The following is a 16,288-nucleotide window of genomic DNA, read 5'->3' on the forward strand; positions in this document are numbered from 1 at the left end:
GGAATCCCAAATGCGCGTAGCCCTTTACCAATGTCCGCCGCTGCCCCTGGATGTCGCAGGCAACCTGCAACGCCTTCATCAACTGGCGCTGGAGGCTAAGGGTGCAGACTTGCTGGTGCTGCCGGAGATGTTCCTGACCGGCTACAACATCGGCCTCGACGCCGTCAGCGTCCTGGCAGAAGTGCACAACGGGGAATCGGCGCAGCAAATCGCGCGCATTGCCAAGACAGCGGGGATTGCCATTTTGTATGGCTATCCCGAGCGCACCGAGGACGGCCAGATCTACAACGCCGTGCAGTTGATCGACGCCAATGGCGAACGCCTCTGCAACTACCGCAAGACCCACCTGTTCGGCGACCTCGACCACTCGATGTTCAGCGCCGGCGCCGATCAGTTTCCGCTGGTGGAGCTGAATGGCTGGACGCTCGGTTTTTTGATCTGCTACGACCTGGAATTTCCCGAAAATGCCCGGCGCCTAGCGCTGGCGGGTGCCGAACTGATCCTGGTGCCCACGGCAAACATGACGCCTTACGATTTCATCGCCGACGTCACGGTTCGCGCTCGCGCCTATGAAAACCAGTGTTACGTGGCGTACGCCAACTACTGCGGCCACGAAGGCGACATCAATTACTGTGGCCAAAGCAGCATCGCCGCGCCCGATGGCAGCCGAATCGCCCAGGCGGGCCTGGATGAAGCGTTGATTGTCGGCGAACTGGACCGTCAGTTGATGACCGATTCTCGCGCAGCCAATCGTTACTTGCTCGACCGCCGTCCGGAGCTTTACGGTGAGCTGAACAAGCGCTGAGCCCCGGTAATCCGCTAGCATTAGCGCTTCTCTGCTCTGGAAGTGCTCATGCCTGCGCTGAATCACCCTCGCCCTCACACTGAAACCCTGGCCAACGGCCTGCGGGTGACGCTGCGTCATGCGCCGCAATTAAAACGCTGCGCAGCGGTATTACGCGTTGCAGCCGGCAGTCACGACGTGCCATTGGCGTGGCCGGGGCTTGCGCACTTTCTTGAGCACTTGTTGTTCTTGGGCACGGAGCGCTTTCCCGCTGGCGAAGGCTTGATGGCCTACGTGCAAAGTCACGGTGGGCACGTGAATGCCCGCACCAGTGAGCGCACCACCGACTTCTTTTTCGAACTGCCGCCCCCGGTCTTCAGCGCAGGGCTTACGCGCCTGTCAGACATGCTCGCTCATCCGCGCATGGCGCTGGAAGATCAGCAAAAAGAACGAGAAGTGTTGCAAGCGGAGTTCGTTGCCTGGTCACAGGATGCGCAAGCCCAACAGCAACAATCATTGTTTGACGGACTGTCGGCCGGCCACCCGTTGCGAGGGTTTCATGCGGGCAACCGAGACAGCTTGCCCGTGCCGCAAGCGCAATTTCAGCAAGCGCTGAAGGATTTCCATCGGCAGTTTTATCAAACCGGTCAAATGACCTTGAGCCTCGCTGGCCCGCTCAGTGTCGATGAGTTGCGCACGCTGGCGCAGCAGTTTGATAGCGTCATCGCCAAGGGCGCCAACGTCCCGCAACAGGCTCCTGCGCCGTTGATGGATGCCACGCAGAAAACGTATCAACTGGCCACCGAGCAGCGGCTGGATCTGCTGTTTGCTTTTGAAGCGCTGCCAGACGCCGCGCCCGAAGCGATGCTGTTTCTGTGCCATTGGTTGAATGCCGATAAACCCGGCGGTTTGCGCTCGCAATTGCGCCAGCAAGGCTTGGCCGACAGCCTTGATGCCACACCGTTGTATCAATTTGCCGGGCAAGCATTGCTGCACATTGAGTTGCGCACAACCCAACCGGCTGAGGCAATCGGCGAGCAACTGCTGGACTGGCTGGGGTTCTTTGCCTCGCATCAGGACTGGACCCGACTGCGTGAAGAATATGCGGCGCTGCTGCAACGTCAGCAACTTATAAGCGGCGCGCTGCAACTGGCTCAGTTGGACAGCGAGCAGCGTGAAAGCGGATTGTCGGAGGCTGGTGTTGCGGCACTCACGTTAATTCTCAAACAAATCGGAGCTGTGGATAACTTCAGCGGTTCATGGCAACTGCCGACACCCAATCCGTTTTTGCACACCGAACCTCCGGCGGCCAATGCCGCGTTGATTCGTGGCCAGACCAGTAAGCACCGAGGCTTGCGCACCTTTGCTCAGGACCGTTTGCGCGGTCGTCGCGATAACGCTGCAATGCAATTCAGCCAGGCGCTGCCGGACAACACCGCTGCCGGTGCTGTTTATCTGCGTTGGTGTTTGCCGTCCACACCGGACAAAAACCTTCAGTCACGGATGGAGCACACCCTTGAGCCACTGCGTGAAGATGCCCGCCAGGCAGGTGTCGATTTTTCGTTTAGTGCATCCGGCAATCAATGGTTGCTGAAAATGACCGGGCTACAGGAGCCGATGCCCGTCATTTTTGAACACGCACTGGCACTGCTGACGCAAGCGGATGCAGGGACGCTACAGGCGCCTCCCGCCAGCGCGCCGTTGATGCCGATTCGGCAACTGCTCAGCGTGCTGCCCGAGCACTGCCTTGAGCCCTGTGCGGCGTCTCAAGACCTGCAGCAACTTTGGGCGAACGCCCGCTGGGAAGGACTCGCAATCGGCTTGTCCCCCCAGACACACGCGGCAATGGGCGTGGCGTTAAGCCGAGTACCCGGTGTGGCGAACCAGCAGACGTGTGCCGCTGTTTCGATAAACACGCAACGCCTGTGGTCACGCGTCGACACGGGCTCAAGCGAACATGCGCTGTTACTGTTCTGTCCGAGTGCATCCACCGGTATTGCTGACGAAGCTGCCTGGCGTTTGCTCGCACACCTGTGCCAGACACCTTTTTACCAGCGACTGCGGGTCGAACTGCAACTGGGTTATGCGGTGTTCAGTGGCGCGAGACAAATCCACGGCCAAACCGGACTGTTGTTCGGCGTGCAATCACCGAGCGTTGCGCCGCATGACTTGCTCAACTACATCGAGGCATTTTTGGCTGGCCTCGCCGAGTTGATCCACACCCTCGACGATGCGAGTTACGTCGCTCAACGTCAGGCCTTGGCCGATCAATTTTCCCCCTCGGCATTGACCACTGCCCAAGCCGCCGAATGGTTGTGGCAAGGCAAACTGGCAGGCCATTCGTCGGATTATCTTCAGCAACTGCAAACGGCTATACAGTTGATTGACCGCCAGGCTCTGCTCGCAGCAGCGCACAGACTGAGCCGTGCTGAAGGCGGCTGGCGATGCCTGGCCACCAGCGCGAGCCCCGGCGCGCCTTGGCAAGAGACACAATGATCATTACCGACGCTGCAATTAGCTTTATCAAAGTTTCACGGGCGAGCGCTCGGTAATTTTGAGTAACATAGCCACCTAACTATCTGGAACATCTCCGCATGGAGGTGGACTATATGTATAGGTCTCAACGTCCCAACCACCTGAAGGAGCACTCCCATGTCCTGGTCCAAACCTGCTTACACCGACCTGCGTATCGGCTTTGAAGTCACGATGTACTTCGCAAGCCGCTAAGTTTGTCTCGTTGTGCAACGCCTCGGCTCGCCGAGGCGTTTTTATTTTCGGTCTTGAAATGATGGAGCGGCCATGTTTGTCCAGATTCTAGGTTCCGCCGCCGGCGGCGGTTTTCCACAGTGGAACTGCAACTGTGTGAATTGCGCAGGCTTTCGCGACGGTAGCTTGCGCGCCACCGCGCGCACCCAATCGTCCATCGCGATATCCGACGATGGCGTGAACTGGGTCCTGTGCAACGCCTCGCCGGACATCCGCGCCCAACTCCAGAGCTTCGCCCCGATGCAACCGGGTCGCGCCCTGCGTGACACCGGCATCAGCGCCATCATTTTGATGGACAGCCAGATCGACCACACCACTGGCCTGCTGAGCCTGCGCGAAGGTTGCCCGCACCAAGTCTGGTGTACCGACATGGTTCATGAAGACCTGAGCACCGGTTTTCCGTTGTTTACCATGCTGACTCACTGGAACGGTGGGTTGAGCTGGAACCGAATCGAGCGCGACCAAAGCTTCAGCATTCCGGCCTGCCCGAACCTGCGTTTCACCCCGTTACCATTGCGCAGTGCGGCACCGCCCTACTCGCCGCACCGTTTCGACCCGCACCCGGGCGATAACATTGGTTTGATCGTGGAAGACCTGAAAACCGGCGGCAAACTGTTCTACGCGCCAGGTTTAGGCAAGGTCGACGCACCGCTGCTGGAAATCATGGCCGGTAGCGATTGCCTGTTGGTGGATGGCACGATGTGGGATGACGACGAAATGCAACGGCGTGGCGTCGGTACTCGCACCGGGCGTGAAATGGGCCACCTGGCGCAGAATGGTCCCGGCGGGATGCTCGAAGTACTGGAACAATTGCCTGATCAGCGCAAAGTACTTATTCACATCAACAACACCAACCCGATTCTCGACGAGGATTCGCCGCAGCGTGCGGAACTGGCGCGGCGTGACGTTGAAGTGGCGTATGACGGCATGAGTATTGTGCTGTAGGGCAACGAGACCGCTGCGCGGTTCATCGTCAGCAGGCTGGCTCCCCACAGGGCAATGCAATCAACTGTGGGTGCCAGCCTGCTGGCGATGAGGCCGATCCAGGCACCTCAAAATCCACCGGTTGTTCGCGGAGAACCGAAATGACTGATACCGCAATGTCCCCCGCCGAGTTCGAAGCAGCGCTTCGGGCCAAGGGTGCCTATTACCATATCTATCACCCGTATCACGTGGCGATGTATGAAGGGCGAGCAACCCGCGAGCAGATTCAGGGCTGGGTCGCCAACCGCTTTTACTATCAGGTGAACATTCCACTCAAGGACGCCGCGATCCTCGCCAACTGCCCGGATCGCGAGATTCGTCGCGAGTGGATTCAGCGCCTGCTGGACCACGACGGTGCTCCCGGCGAAGATGGCGGTATCGAAGCCTGGCTGCGTCTCGGGCAGGCTGTGGGACTGGACCCGGATCAACTGCGCTCTCAGGAACTGGTACTGCCCGGCGTGCGATTTGCCGTCGACGCCTACGTCAACTTTGCGCGCCGTGCCAGTTGGCAAGAAGCCGCCAGCAGCTCCCTGACCGAGCTGTTTGCGCCGCAGATCCACCAGTCGCGCCTGGACAGCTGGCCGCAGCATTACCCGTGGATTGACCCGGCCGGTTACGAATATTTCCGCACACGCCTGGGCCAGGCTCGCCGTGATGTCGAACACGGCCTGGCAATCACGTTGCAGCATTACACGACGCGAGCCGGCCAGGATCGGATGCTGGAAATTCTCCAGTTCAAACTGGACATTCTTTGGAGCATGCTCGACGCCATGAGCATGGCATATGAACTGAATCGCCCGCCTTATCACAGCGTGACCGGGGAGCGGGCCTGGCATAAAGGAATCGCCTTATGAGTTTTGATCGCAGCAAGACGCCAACCTGGCGCCAGGGTTACCGCTACCAATACGAGCCGGCCCAAAAAGGTCATGTGCTGTTATACCCGGAAGGCATGATCAAACTTAATGAAAGCGCCGCGCTGATCGGTGGCCTGATTGACGGCGAACGTGATGTCGCGGCAATCATCGCCGAACTCGATGCAAAGTTCCCCGGCGTGCCGGAGCTCGGTGAAGACATCGAGCAATTCATGGAGGTTGCCCGTGCTCAGCACTGGATCGAACTTGCCTGATTCCACCTCAGTCAAGTTGCCGCCCAAGCCTGAAATCGGCCTGCCACTCTGGCTGTTGGCCGAGCTGACCTATCGCTGCCCGCTGCAGTGCCCTTATTGCTCCAACCCGTTGGATTTCGCCGAACAAGGTAAAGAGCTCAGCACCGAACAGTGGATCAAGGTATTTCGTGAAGCGCGGGAAATGGGCGCGGCGCAACTGGGCTTTTCCGGCGGTGAACCGCTGGTGCGCCAAGACCTTGCCGAACTGATTGCTGAGGCCCGCGCGCTAGGTTTTTACACCAACCTGATCACCTCAGGCATCGGCTTGACCGAGCAAAAAATCAGCGACTTCAAGAAGGCCGGCCTGGACCACATCCAGATCAGCTTCCAGGCCAGCGACGAGCAAGTGAATAACTTGTTGGCCGGCTCGAAAAAGGCCTTCGCGCAGAAACTGGAAATGGCGCGCGCGGTCAAGGCACACGGTTACCCGATGGTGCTGAACTTCGTCACGCATCGGCACAACATCGACAAAATCGACCGCATCATCGAGCTGTGCATCGCCCTCGAAGCGGATTTCGTCGAGCTCGCCACTTGCCAGTTTTACGGTTGGGCACAACTCAATCGGGTGGGCCTGTTGCCCACCCGTGAACAGTTGGTTCGGGCCGAGCGCATTACCAACGAATACCGTGCCAGACTCGAAGCCGAAGGGCACCCGTGCAAGCTGATATTCGTCACGCCGGACTATTATGAAGAACGCCCAAAAGCCTGCATGAACGGCTGGGGCAGTATTTTCCTGACCGTCACCCCAGACGGAACGGCGCTCCCGTGCCACGGTGCCCGCCAAATGCCGGTGCAGTTCCCCAACGTGCGTGATCACAGCATGCAACACATCTGGTATGACTCGTTCGGCTTCAACCGCTTTCGCGGTTACGACTGGATGCCCGAGCCCTGCCGCTCTTGCGACGAGAAAGAAAAGGACTTTGGCGGCTGCCGATGCCAGGCATTCATGCTCACGGGTGACGCGAGCAATGCCGATCCGGTGTGCAGCAAGTCGCCTCATCATGGCGTGATTCTCAAGGCCCGCGAAGAAGCCGAGCACGCGACCCAGACCATCGAACAATTGGCCTTTCGCAATGAACGAAACTCACGCCTCATCGCTAAAAGCTGAACCCTTCAGCGCCGCTCGTGCGGTCGCTGCCGGTATCGACTTCGCCGAATTGCAGATCGGCCCGAAGGGTTTGTTGTGGAATGAATACCGGCCCGAGGACGGTGCCTGCCGAATCTGGCATTGGCGCGACGGCCAGGCGCATTGTTTGACCCCGACAGGGTTCAGCGTGCGCAGTCGAGTGTACGAATATGGCGGCGGTGCGTTTTGCCCTACCGATGACGGCGTGGTTTTCGTCAACGAAACCGACCAACAGTTGTACCGGCAAAACCTAAACGATCAAACATCGCAAAAACTCACTGACAGCGACCGTCGTTACGGCGATCTGCAATGTGCCGGTGGGCGCGTTCTGGCAGTTGAGGAACATCAGGACCAGCACCGTTTGGTGGCGATTGACCTGGTGGATGGCACGCGCCAGGTACTGGCCGAGGGCGCGGATTTTTATGCCGCACCAACGTTGAGTCCCGACCAGCAACGACTGGCCTGGATCGAATGGAGCCGACCCGACCAGCCATGGACTGCAACCCGGCTGATGGTCAGCGAACGTCAAAGCGATGGTGGTTTTGCCGCGCCGCGTTGTGTTGCCGGAGATGACGCTGAGGAGTCTTTGCAACAACCGCGCTTCGATCGTCACGGTCGTTTGTTTTGCCTGACGGATCGTGGCGGTTACTGGCAGCCATGGGGCGAATCTGCAAACGGCTTGAGTCCTTTGCCGAGTGCTGCAGCTGATCATGCGCCCGCGCCCTGGCAGCTCGGCGGTTGCACTTGGCTACCGCTGGGCGACAACACGTATATGGCAAGCTGGACCGAGGCTGGTTTTGGCCGTTTGGGCCTGTGCGGCGAAACCGTTGAAGACTTAACCGGCGACTACAGCCGCTTCCGTCATCTGGCGCTGGACGAACACTTTATCTATTGCATTGCGGCCTCGCCGGTCAGCCCATCATCTGTGATTGCCATCAACCGCAGGACACATCAGGTCGAGGTTCTGGCCGGTGGCGTGGCGCCGCTGCCTGCCGAACAGATAAGCGTTGCGCAAACCCTGTGCTACCCGAGCGGTGGTGGTGAAGCTCACGGTTTTTTCTATCCGGCGATGACCGGCGATGCGCGTCCACCGTTGGTGGTGTTTATCCATGGCGGCCCGACCTCGGCCTGCTATCCAATGCTCGATCCGCGTATTCAGTATTGGGCGCAACGCGGTTTCGCCGTAGCAGATCTCAATTATCGCGGTAGCAGCGGCTATGGTCGGGCGTATCGTCAAGCGCTGCATTTGAGCTGGGGCGACGTTGATGTGCAGGATGCTTGCGCGGTCGTCAGCCATCTTGCCGAACGTGGTTTGATCGACGGCGATAAAGCGTTTATTCGCGGCGGCAGTGCCGGTGGTTACACCACGTTATGTGCCTTGGCGTTCGAACACGTGTTCCGCGCCGGCGCCAGCCTTTACGGGGTCAGTGACCCCGTGGCACTGGGTCAGGCTACGCATAAGTTTGAAGGTGATTATCTGGATTGGCTGATTGGCGATCCGGTGCAGGATGCCGAACGCTACGCCGTACGTACACCTTTGTTGCATGCGAGCAACATCCGCGTTCCGGTCATTTTCTTTCAGGGCGAACTCGACGCCGTGGTCGTGCCACAACAAACACGCGACATGGTCACGGCGCTGCAGGACAACGATATTCTGGTTGAGGCGCATTACTACGCTGACGAACGTCATGGTTTTCGCAAAGCCACTAATCAGGCGCATGCGCTGGAGCAAGAGTGGTTGTTTTATCGGCGGGTAATGGCGCAAGCAGACTGAAGTCGGTACGCGGCGCATAAATTGTGGCGCCGCCTTCGCGAGCATGCCCGCTCTCACATTGAATCTTCAGTGCACACGGCATTGGTGTGCGACTGATGTGGGAGCGGGCTTGCTCTCGAACGCGATTTATCTGACGCCACGCCTCTCAGCGTTTGGCGATGATGTACACCGCGTGCACGATGCCGGGAATGTAACCGCACAATGTCAGCAGAATATTCAGCCAGAACGCCCCGCCGAAACCTACTTGCAGAAACACACCCAGTGGTGGCAACAGAATGGCGATAATGATTCGAATAAAGTCCATGGGTCAGCTCCTGATTGAAATCGGCTCGTGTGAGCCTCACAGCTAATCGACCCGCGCCGTTCGTCAGGGTTCACTACCGCACCTCAAGACAATATTTCGAGGCCGTGTTTCTCAACGATGCTTAACAACTTAAGCGCCATGCCACTGGGCTGTTTGTCCCCCGCTTCCCATTTCTTGACCGTCGAAGCGCTGGTGTTCAGGTAACGCGCAAATACCGGTTGGCTCACGTTGTTGCGTTCACGTAGCGCCTTGATCTGCGCCGCCGGGATCGCATCAGGAACGGTTGCCAGACAAGAGTCATCGAATTCACGCATGGTTGCCTTGCTGATCGCACCGATGGCGTACAAGGCCGTGGCGGATTCGTGAACAGACTCTAGAGCCTCACTTTTAAATTTTTTACTCATAAATTATCTCCACAAACTCCTTCGTATCCAGCAAGTACTGAACCTGCATCTCTGACAGATCCCCGTAGGTCTTTGCCATCTTTCGAAATCCGAACAAATCCGCCTGACTGATGTTGCTCTGATCTTTCTTGGCATAAAGGAATTGGTAAACCCAGTAACCGCGCCCCTTGGCCAAGACAATCGACCGGTGACGATTTGAATTCAAACGCTTCTTCCACACTCCACCGCCAAGGCTTTCTGCCTGGCCGTTGAGCATTTCGATAAATGCATCCCGAAGCTCGTCATCACCAATCCAGGCTTTACCCGCGAGCGCCGCAAAACGTTTTGCTTTAAACAACCTTGGCAACATCGGAATCCCTTCCACAAAACATACCACTCAGTGGTACAAAAATCCCAACCAGTCTCAACAATATTTTTGGCACTGGCATCGGCATTCCTTGCCGACGCCGCCTAAAAGGCCATTGATCTGGCGTCCGCTCAAGCACTAATGCCCATGAGGTAAAACGCCGAGACAAAAAAACGCCCCACGCGAAATGAATCCAGCGTGGGGCGATGCGTTATACCGCGAGACGGTTCTTGAATAGGCGCCGGGCCAGGTTGATCAGACGGCAATCCCTTTGCGGCATTGCAGTTGGGCTGTGCGCACACGGGAGAAGGCACGGGCCAGGCGCAGAAGCATTTCGTCGACGTTGGCTTTACTGACGTTGAGCGCCGGAGTAAAGCGCAGGCAATCGGGTTGTGGCGTATCGAGCAACAGGCCTTCGTACAGCGCTGCCTTAACCACAGCATTTGCCGAATCATCCGACAGCGTCAGACTTAGCATCAGCCCTTGCCCGCGCACCTGCGCATGACTGTAGCGATGAGCCAGGCGCGTCAGGCCTTCGCGCAGATACACACCGGTTTCCCGGACATGCTTCAGAAAATTTTTGTCCTGCACGCTGTCGAGAACAGCCAGACCAGCGGCCGTCATCAGCGCATTGCCGTGATGAGTGCCTATCAATTCGCCGGCGTCAAAACAACAGGCCTTGCCCCGCGCCAGCAACGCCGCCAGTGGCACACCACCGCCGAGGCCTTTGCCGAGGACGACGATATCGGCACGAACGCCGTAGGACTCTTCTGCCAACAGTGTGCCGCAACGACCGATGCCGGTTTGCACTTCGTCCAGGATCAACAAGATCCCAAGCTCACGACACAGGCTCGACACCCTTGAGGTAATGCTCGGTGGCGGGGATCACACCGGCCACGTTCTGGATCGGCTCGAGCATGATCGCCACCGTCCGCGAATCGACCGCAGCATGCATCGCTGCAAGATCGTTAAATGGAACAGCGTCAACGTCCGACGCTGCAGTCGCCGCGAAACTACGCCCGTGGTAGCCATGACGGGCAATGATGATGCGCGCTGCGCCGCCGCGATGCACTTGGCCCCATTGACGCGCAAGCTTGATGGCCGCCTCACACGCTTCGCTGCCACTGTTGAGCAAATACGCCTGATCACTGCCGGTACGGGAACACAGGCGTTCGGCCAGATTGAGAAGGCCGCGATTGTGCAGGCCGAAACCGACGTTGATCAGCGATTGGGCCTGTGCCGCAATGGCATTTACCAGTACCGAAGGGCTGTGCCCCAGGCTATTCGCGCCACCGCCCTGGGAGAAATCCAGGTAGGCGCGATCATCGCTGTCCCACACCCATGAGCCTTGCCCGCGTACAAAAATCTGTTTCGGCCGCTCGACGCTGGGCATCAGGCACTCGCTGGACATATTGTTAAGGGTGGACGGCTGGAAAGCCAAGTCATCAAGGCTGGGCGGACTGCGACGCAAGTTAAACAAATTCATGCAATAAAACCCCGTTTGAGGTTTTCTGCCTTGCCTATGTAAACACCATTCAGGTTAACGGTATTCATCGTGCTCTATGGCCCTGTAAGCCTTGTGAATGCGGTTAGACTAGGCGTTGACCAGGCGCTGGGCCATTTCGATTTACGAGCATTTTCGATAAGAGTTACTTATGGATTTCAAGCAACTGCGCTATTTCGTCGCGGTCTACGAAGAAGGCCATGTTGGCCGGGCCGCCGAGCGACTTTCGATCTCGCAACCGGCACTCTCGCAACAGATACGTCACCTCGAACAAAACCTCGATGTGAGCCTTTTCGAACGCAGCAGCAAGCGGCTGCTGCCAACGCTGGCCGCCCATACGCTGTACAACCACGCCTTGCCGTTGCTTGATGGCCTTCAGCGAGCGCGTGAAGCCTTGGGCAATTTCAAGGGGCAAGCGCTGCGAACCCTGGCCATTGGCGTACTGCAAACCGTTCATACCAGCCTGGTACCGCAAATGCTTGAGCGTGTGCGCAAGGCGCAGCCACATCTGGTGGTGCAAATTTATGAACTGACGGGTTTGGAGATCGAGCGGCGATTGCTTAACGGGTCACTGGACATTGGCATCAGTTATTTGCCTCCCCGCCAGCCAGGACTGCACGGTGTGATGCTGTACGAAGACGAACTGACACTGGTAATCCCGGCGGACCACCCGCTGCGCGAATTCAAGAAAGTCTCCATGAGCCAGGCTGCCGAGTTACCCATGTTGCTGCTGGGGGAAGAGTTCCAGGTGCGGCAGATCTGGCAGGCACAATTGGCAAGCCTGGGGCGACGACCGCAGGTGCAAGCCGAGTTGAACAATATGGCGGGGATTCTCGACAGCCTGCCTCACACGCGACTGGCAACGGTGCTGCCTGGGCGTTCGCAGAAGCTGTTGAGTAATAACGAATTGCTGTGGAAACCGCTGACAGAGCCGCGGGTGCCGCTGAAGGTGGGATTGGTGTGCAGGGATGTGCAACGCCAACAGGCCTCGCTGAGCTTGTTGCAGACGTTGCTTGAGGATGTGATCCATGGGCCCAATGAACGGCCAAATAACCCGGCCACGCTCGACAGTATGGGTTGAGCACTTTTTCGCGGACAAAGAAAACCCCGCCGAAGCGGGGCTTTGCAGACTGTTTCCCTGACATCCATTTCGCTCCGCCATCCTGGCAGAATCCTACGTGTCCATGTTGTTGCTTTGCGCTTCCTGCGCGACGTCCATGTGAAGTAGATTAACTGTGGATCCAATTTACGACTAGGTGGAAAACAGCAGCACGTCGTGTAAGAGAATGCTTACATGAGGTTACATTCTCAGAACTGCGCGGCGTCCAGCAGGAACAGCGATTCGCTACCCGCCTTCACCGAAGCGCTCAACGAGTGAATACGAGGCAGCAGGCGTGCGAAATAGAACCGCGCCGTGCCCAATTTACTCGCGTAGAAGTCTTCCTGCGCTTCCTTGCCGAATGCAGCCTTGGCCATCAAGGCCCACATGTAGGCATAGGCCACATAACCGAAGGCTTGCAGGTACTCGACTGACGCGGCGCCGATCTCGTTAGGGTTGTTTTTCGCCCGGTCCAGCAACCATGCCGTCAATTCGTCGAGGGTGGTCACCGCATCGTTCAGCGGCTTGGTGAACTCGCCGAGATCGGCGCTGGCGGTCGCGGTGAAGTGACGAATTTCGTCAGCAAACAGGTTGTAGAACGCCCCGCCACTGCCGACGATCTTGCGGCCAACCAGGTCCAGCGCCTGAATGCCGTTGGTGCCTTCGTAGATTTGCGTGATGCGAACGTCACGCACCAGTTGTTCCTGGCCCCATTCACGGATGTAACCGTGGCCACCGAACACTTGCTGGCCATGAATCGTGGTTTCCAGCCCCAAATCCGTCAGGAATGCCTTGGCGACCGGGGTCAACAACGCCACCAGATCTTCAGCGCGCTTGCGGGTCGTCGGGTCTTCGCTGAACTTGGCGGTGTCGAGTTGCATGGCCACGTATGTGGAGAATGCACGACCGCCCTCGTTCGCGGCTTTCATGGTGAGCAACATACGACGCACGTCCGGGTGGACGATGATCGGGTCGGCCACTTTGTCCCTGTTTTGCGCACCCGTCGGCGAACGGCTTTGCAGGCGATCGCGGGCGTATTCAACGGCGTTCTGGTATGAGCGCTCGCCCGACGCCAGGCCCTGGATACCAACCCCCAGACGTTCGTAGTTCATCATCGTGAACATTGCAGCCAAGCCTTTGTTGGGCTCACCCACCAGGTAACCCACGGCTTCGTCAAAGTTCATCACGCAGGTTGCGGAGGCCTGGATGCCCATTTTGTGTTCAATCGAACCACAGTTTGCCGGGTTACGAGCACCGAGGCTGCCGTCGGCATTGACCATGAATTTCGGCACCAGGAACAGCGAAATACCCTTTGGCCCCGCAGGTGCGTCTGGCAGTTTGGCCAATACCAGGTGGATGATGTTCTCGGTCAGGTCGTGTTCGCCACCGGTGATGAAAATCTTGGTGCCGCTGACCTTATAGGAACCGTCGGCCTGAGGCTCGGCCTTGGTACGAATGATCCCCAGGTCGGTGCCGGCATGCGGCTCGGTCAGGCACATGGACCCGGCCCAGACACCGGCGTACATGTTCGGCAGATAAGCCGCTTTCAACGCTTCGCTGGCGTGAGCATTGATCGACAGGCAGGCACCCGCAGTCAGCATTGGGTACAGGCCGAACGACAGGCTGGCGGAGTTGACCATTTCTTCAACTTGCGCCGAAACAGCCTTGGGCATGCCCATGCCGCCGTAAGCCGGATCACCACCGACGCCGACCCATCCGCCCTCGGCATAGGTTTGATAAGCCTGAGGGAAACCTGCCGGCGTGGTGACGACACCGTCCGCCCAATGGCAACCTTCTTCGTCAGCGGCGCGGCTCAGGGGCGCGATGCTTTTACTGGTGACCTTGCCGGCCTCTTCGAGAATGGCTTCTACCGTTTCTGCATCCACGGTATCGGCCAATGCCGGCAGCTCGGCCCAGAGTTTGTCGACCTCGAATACTTCATTGAGGACGAAGCGCATATCGCGCAGGGGCGCTTTGTAGTCAGCCATGGCAAACCTCGCAAGATCTAAACGGGTGATTCACAGGAATGTTGCTTTCGTTGGGCTCGAGTGTAACCCAACAACTTTTGCGACACATAGGGTCGGTTAGTGACCGATTTGTAATTTTTAGTCATTGACTATCAGGTCATAAAAAAGCCCTCAATCAAGAGGGCTTCCTTTGTGTCTGGTTTAAAAGACTAAAGCGCAAAAAGCTCTGCTGGCAACTTCATCAGACAGTCGCTGCCCGCCTCGATGGCGGCGCGATGAGCGGCAGTGCGCGGCAAAAGTCGTTTGAAGTAAAACTCGCAGGTGACCAGTTTGCCCTGACAGTAATCCGCATCGCCGGTGCCCGCATCAAGTTGAGACTGCGCCACGACCGCCATGCGCAGCCATAGATAAGCGAGAATGATGTAACCGCTGTACATCAGGTAGTCCACCGACGCGGCGCCCACTTCATCCGGATTCTTCATCGCCGCCATGCCAATTCGGGTGGTTACCTCACCCCATTCCCGATTAAGACCATCCAGTTGTTTTACATAACTGGCCAGTTGCGGATGTTCGGTGTGCGACTCACAGAATTTATGCACGATTTTGGTAAAGCCACGCAGCAGTTTGCCTTGGCTGCCCAGGACTTTTCGACCGAGCAAGTCGAGCGCTTGAATGCCGTTGGTGCCTTCGTAAATCGGCGCGATCCGGCAGTCACGGACTAACTGCTCCATGCCCCATTCCCGAATGAACCCATGACCGCCAAACACCTGCATGCCGTGGTTGGTGACCTCAAGCCCGGTATCGGTCATGAAGGCCTTGCAGATCGGCGTCAGGAACGCCAACAGGTTTTCAGCGTCCTGGCGCGCCGTCTCATCCGCGCTCAAATGCGCGGCATCCAGTAACTGGGCGGTGAAATAGGTCAGCGCACGATTGCCTTCGTTGAAGGCTTTCATGGTCAGTAACATGCGGCGCACGTCAGGATGAACAATGATCGGGTCGGCCACTTTTTCCGGCGCTTTCGGGCCAGTCAGCGAACGCATTTGCAAGCGGTCGTTGGCGTACTTGATTGCGCCCTGGAAACTCGCCTCCCCCAGACACAAACCTTGCATGCCAGTGCCCAAGCGCGCGTGGTTCATCATGGTGAACATGCAGTTCAGGCCCTTGTTCGGTTCACCGATCAAGAAGCCTTTCGCCGCATCGAAATTCAGCACGCACGTTGCCGACGCCTTGATCCCCATTTTGTGTTCTATCGAGCCACAGGAAACACCATTGCGTTCGCCCGCCTCACCCTCGGCATCGGGCAGGAATTTTGGAACGATAAACAGCGAAATACCTTTGGTGCCTGCAGGCGCATCCGGCAATTTCGCCAACACCAGGTGGATGATGTTGGCGCTCATGTCGTGCTCGCCGGCAGAGATGAAAATCTTGCTGCCAGAGATTGCGTAACTGCCATCAGCCGCCGGCACCGCGCGGGTCTTGATAATGCCAAGATCGGTGCCGCACTGGGCCTCCGTCAGGCACATGGTGCCGGTCCAATGGCCGGCGGTCAGTTTGCTCAGGTAGGTTTGTTTCTGCGCTTCGGTACCGTGAGCATGAATCGCCGACATGGCGCCGTGTGTCAGGCCGGGGTACATGCCCCAGGACGTGTTGCTGGAGCCGACCATTTCGCTGATAACCAGCCCAAGTGAACTCGGCAAACCCTGGCCGCCGTACACCGGATCGGCAGCCAGGCCATGCCAGCCACCCTCGACGTATTGTGCAAAAGCTTGCTTGAATCCTGCGGGCGTCGTGACCACGCCATTGTCGAAGTGGCAGCCTTCTTCGTCACCGCTACGATTGAGCGGAGCAAGGACGTTTTCACAAAATTTAGCGCCCTCTTCAAGGATCGCGTTGACCATGTCCGGGCTGGCGTCGGTAGCGCCCAGGGCTGAGTAGTTGCTGTGAAAATCGAAGACGTGGTCGATCAGAAAGCGCATGTCGCGCAAGGGAGCTTTGTACTCGGGCATGGTCATTTCTCCGGCAGCAGTTAACTCAAACCTACTGCTGGAAACCTTGCCTCACAATC

General features: G+C 57.9%; 16 protein-coding genes. 9 read left to right on the top strand and 7 right to left on the bottom strand.

Going from position 1 to position 16,288, the window contains the following annotated elements; translation table 11 throughout:
- Positions 1 to 10 precede the first annotated feature (10 nt).
- From ACQR3R_RS29730 to ACQR3R_RS29765, 8 genes are all read left to right on the top strand, one after another.
- Complete coding sequence (locus ACQR3R_RS29730) at positions 11 to 805, top strand: nitrilase-related carbon-nitrogen hydrolase (protein ID WP_428278151.1); 795 nt, start codon at positions 11 to 13, stop codon at positions 803 to 805.
- Between the two features lie 48 nt (positions 806 to 853).
- Positions 854 to 3,280: a pyrroloquinoline quinone biosynthesis protein PqqF gene (gene pqqF / locus ACQR3R_RS29735; protein ID WP_428278153.1), complete on the top strand. Its 2,427-nt coding sequence runs from the start codon at positions 854 to 856 to the stop codon at positions 3,278 to 3,280.
- 156 nt (positions 3,281 to 3,436) lie between these two features.
- Positions 3,437 to 3,511, top strand: a complete 75-nt coding sequence (gene pqqA / locus ACQR3R_RS29740; protein ID WP_009045898.1) for a pyrroloquinoline quinone precursor peptide PqqA — start codon at positions 3,437 to 3,439, stop codon at positions 3,509 to 3,511.
- A gap of 72 nt (positions 3,512 to 3,583) precedes the next feature.
- Entirely contained in the window at positions 3,584 to 4,495 is a 912-nt protein-coding gene (gene pqqB, locus ACQR3R_RS29745; RefSeq protein ID WP_428278155.1) for a pyrroloquinoline quinone biosynthesis protein PqqB, read from the top strand.
- 140 nt (positions 4,496 to 4,635) lie between these two features.
- On the top strand, positions 4,636 to 5,388 hold the full coding sequence (gene pqqC, locus ACQR3R_RS29750) for a pyrroloquinoline-quinone synthase PqqC (RefSeq protein WP_428278157.1): 753 nt from the start codon (positions 4,636 to 4,638) through the stop codon (positions 5,386 to 5,388).
- A complete protein-coding gene (gene pqqD / locus ACQR3R_RS29755; RefSeq protein ID WP_428278159.1) occupies positions 5,385 to 5,660 on the top strand; it encodes a pyrroloquinoline quinone biosynthesis peptide chaperone PqqD in 276 nt (91 codons plus the stop codon). The genes pqqC and pqqD overlap by 4 nt, the downstream gene beginning before the upstream one ends.
- Complete coding sequence (gene pqqE, locus ACQR3R_RS29760) at positions 5,653 to 6,807, top strand: pyrroloquinoline quinone biosynthesis protein PqqE (RefSeq protein ID WP_428278161.1); 1,155 nt, start codon at positions 5,653 to 5,655, stop codon at positions 6,805 to 6,807. The genes pqqD and pqqE overlap by 8 nt, the downstream gene beginning before the upstream one ends.
- Entirely contained in the window at positions 6,773 to 8,599 is a 1,827-nt protein-coding gene (locus tag ACQR3R_RS29765; RefSeq protein WP_428278163.1) for a prolyl oligopeptidase family serine peptidase, read from the top strand. Before pqqE ends, ACQR3R_RS29765 begins: the two co-directional genes overlap by 35 nt.
- 145 nt (positions 8,600 to 8,744) lie before the next feature.
- On the opposite strand, the gene ACQR3R_RS29770 is transcribed toward ACQR3R_RS29765, so the two are convergent.
- The 5 genes from ACQR3R_RS29770 to ACQR3R_RS29790 form a co-directional block, all read right to left on the bottom strand.
- Entirely contained in the window at positions 8,745 to 8,903 is a 159-nt protein-coding gene (locus tag ACQR3R_RS29770) for a YqaE/Pmp3 family membrane protein (RefSeq protein ID WP_003228885.1), read from the bottom strand.
- Between the two features lie 83 nt (positions 8,904 to 8,986).
- On the bottom strand, positions 8,987 to 9,307 hold the full coding sequence (locus ACQR3R_RS29775; RefSeq protein ID WP_428278166.1) for a helix-turn-helix domain-containing protein: 321 nt from the start codon (positions 9,305 to 9,307) through the stop codon (positions 8,987 to 8,989).
- Positions 9,300 to 9,671 (bottom strand): type II toxin-antitoxin system RelE/ParE family toxin, encoded by a 372-nt coding sequence (locus ACQR3R_RS29780; RefSeq protein WP_428278168.1) that lies wholly within the window; start codon positions 9,669 to 9,671, stop codon positions 9,300 to 9,302. Before ACQR3R_RS29780 ends, ACQR3R_RS29775 begins: the two co-directional genes overlap by 8 nt.
- Before the next feature lie 237 nt (positions 9,672 to 9,908).
- On the bottom strand, positions 9,909 to 10,481 hold the full coding sequence (locus tag ACQR3R_RS29785; protein WP_428278170.1) for an aminotransferase class III-fold pyridoxal phosphate-dependent enzyme: 573 nt from the start codon (positions 10,479 to 10,481) through the stop codon (positions 9,909 to 9,911).
- Positions 10,482 to 10,491: 10 nt separating this feature from the next.
- The gene (locus ACQR3R_RS29790) at positions 10,492 to 11,139 is read right to left on the bottom strand and encodes an aminotransferase class III-fold pyridoxal phosphate-dependent enzyme (protein ID WP_428278172.1); all 648 of its coding nucleotides are present in this window, start codon (positions 11,137 to 11,139) and stop codon (positions 10,492 to 10,494) included.
- A gap of 169 nt (positions 11,140 to 11,308) precedes the next feature.
- Between ACQR3R_RS29790 and ACQR3R_RS29795 the strand changes: the two genes are divergently transcribed.
- A complete protein-coding gene (locus tag ACQR3R_RS29795) occupies positions 11,309 to 12,238 on the top strand; it encodes a LysR substrate-binding domain-containing protein (RefSeq protein WP_428278174.1) in 930 nt (309 codons plus the stop codon).
- A 227-nt stretch (positions 12,239 to 12,465) separates the two neighbouring features.
- On the opposite strand, the gene ACQR3R_RS29800 is transcribed toward ACQR3R_RS29795, so the two are convergent.
- Positions 12,466 to 14,244, bottom strand: a complete 1,779-nt coding sequence (locus ACQR3R_RS29800) for an acyl-CoA dehydrogenase C-terminal domain-containing protein (RefSeq protein WP_428278176.1) — start codon at positions 14,242 to 14,244, stop codon at positions 12,466 to 12,468.
- A gap of 188 nt (positions 14,245 to 14,432) precedes the next feature.
- A complete protein-coding gene (locus tag ACQR3R_RS29805) occupies positions 14,433 to 16,229 on the bottom strand; it encodes an acyl-CoA dehydrogenase C-terminal domain-containing protein (RefSeq protein WP_428278178.1) in 1,797 nt (598 codons plus the stop codon).
- Positions 16,230 to 16,288 lie beyond the last annotated feature (59 nt).

The organism is Gordonia sp. IEGM753 (genome assembly GCF_050321825.1).
Taxonomy (GTDB): Bacteria; Pseudomonadota; Gammaproteobacteria; order Pseudomonadales; family Pseudomonadaceae; genus Aquipseudomonas.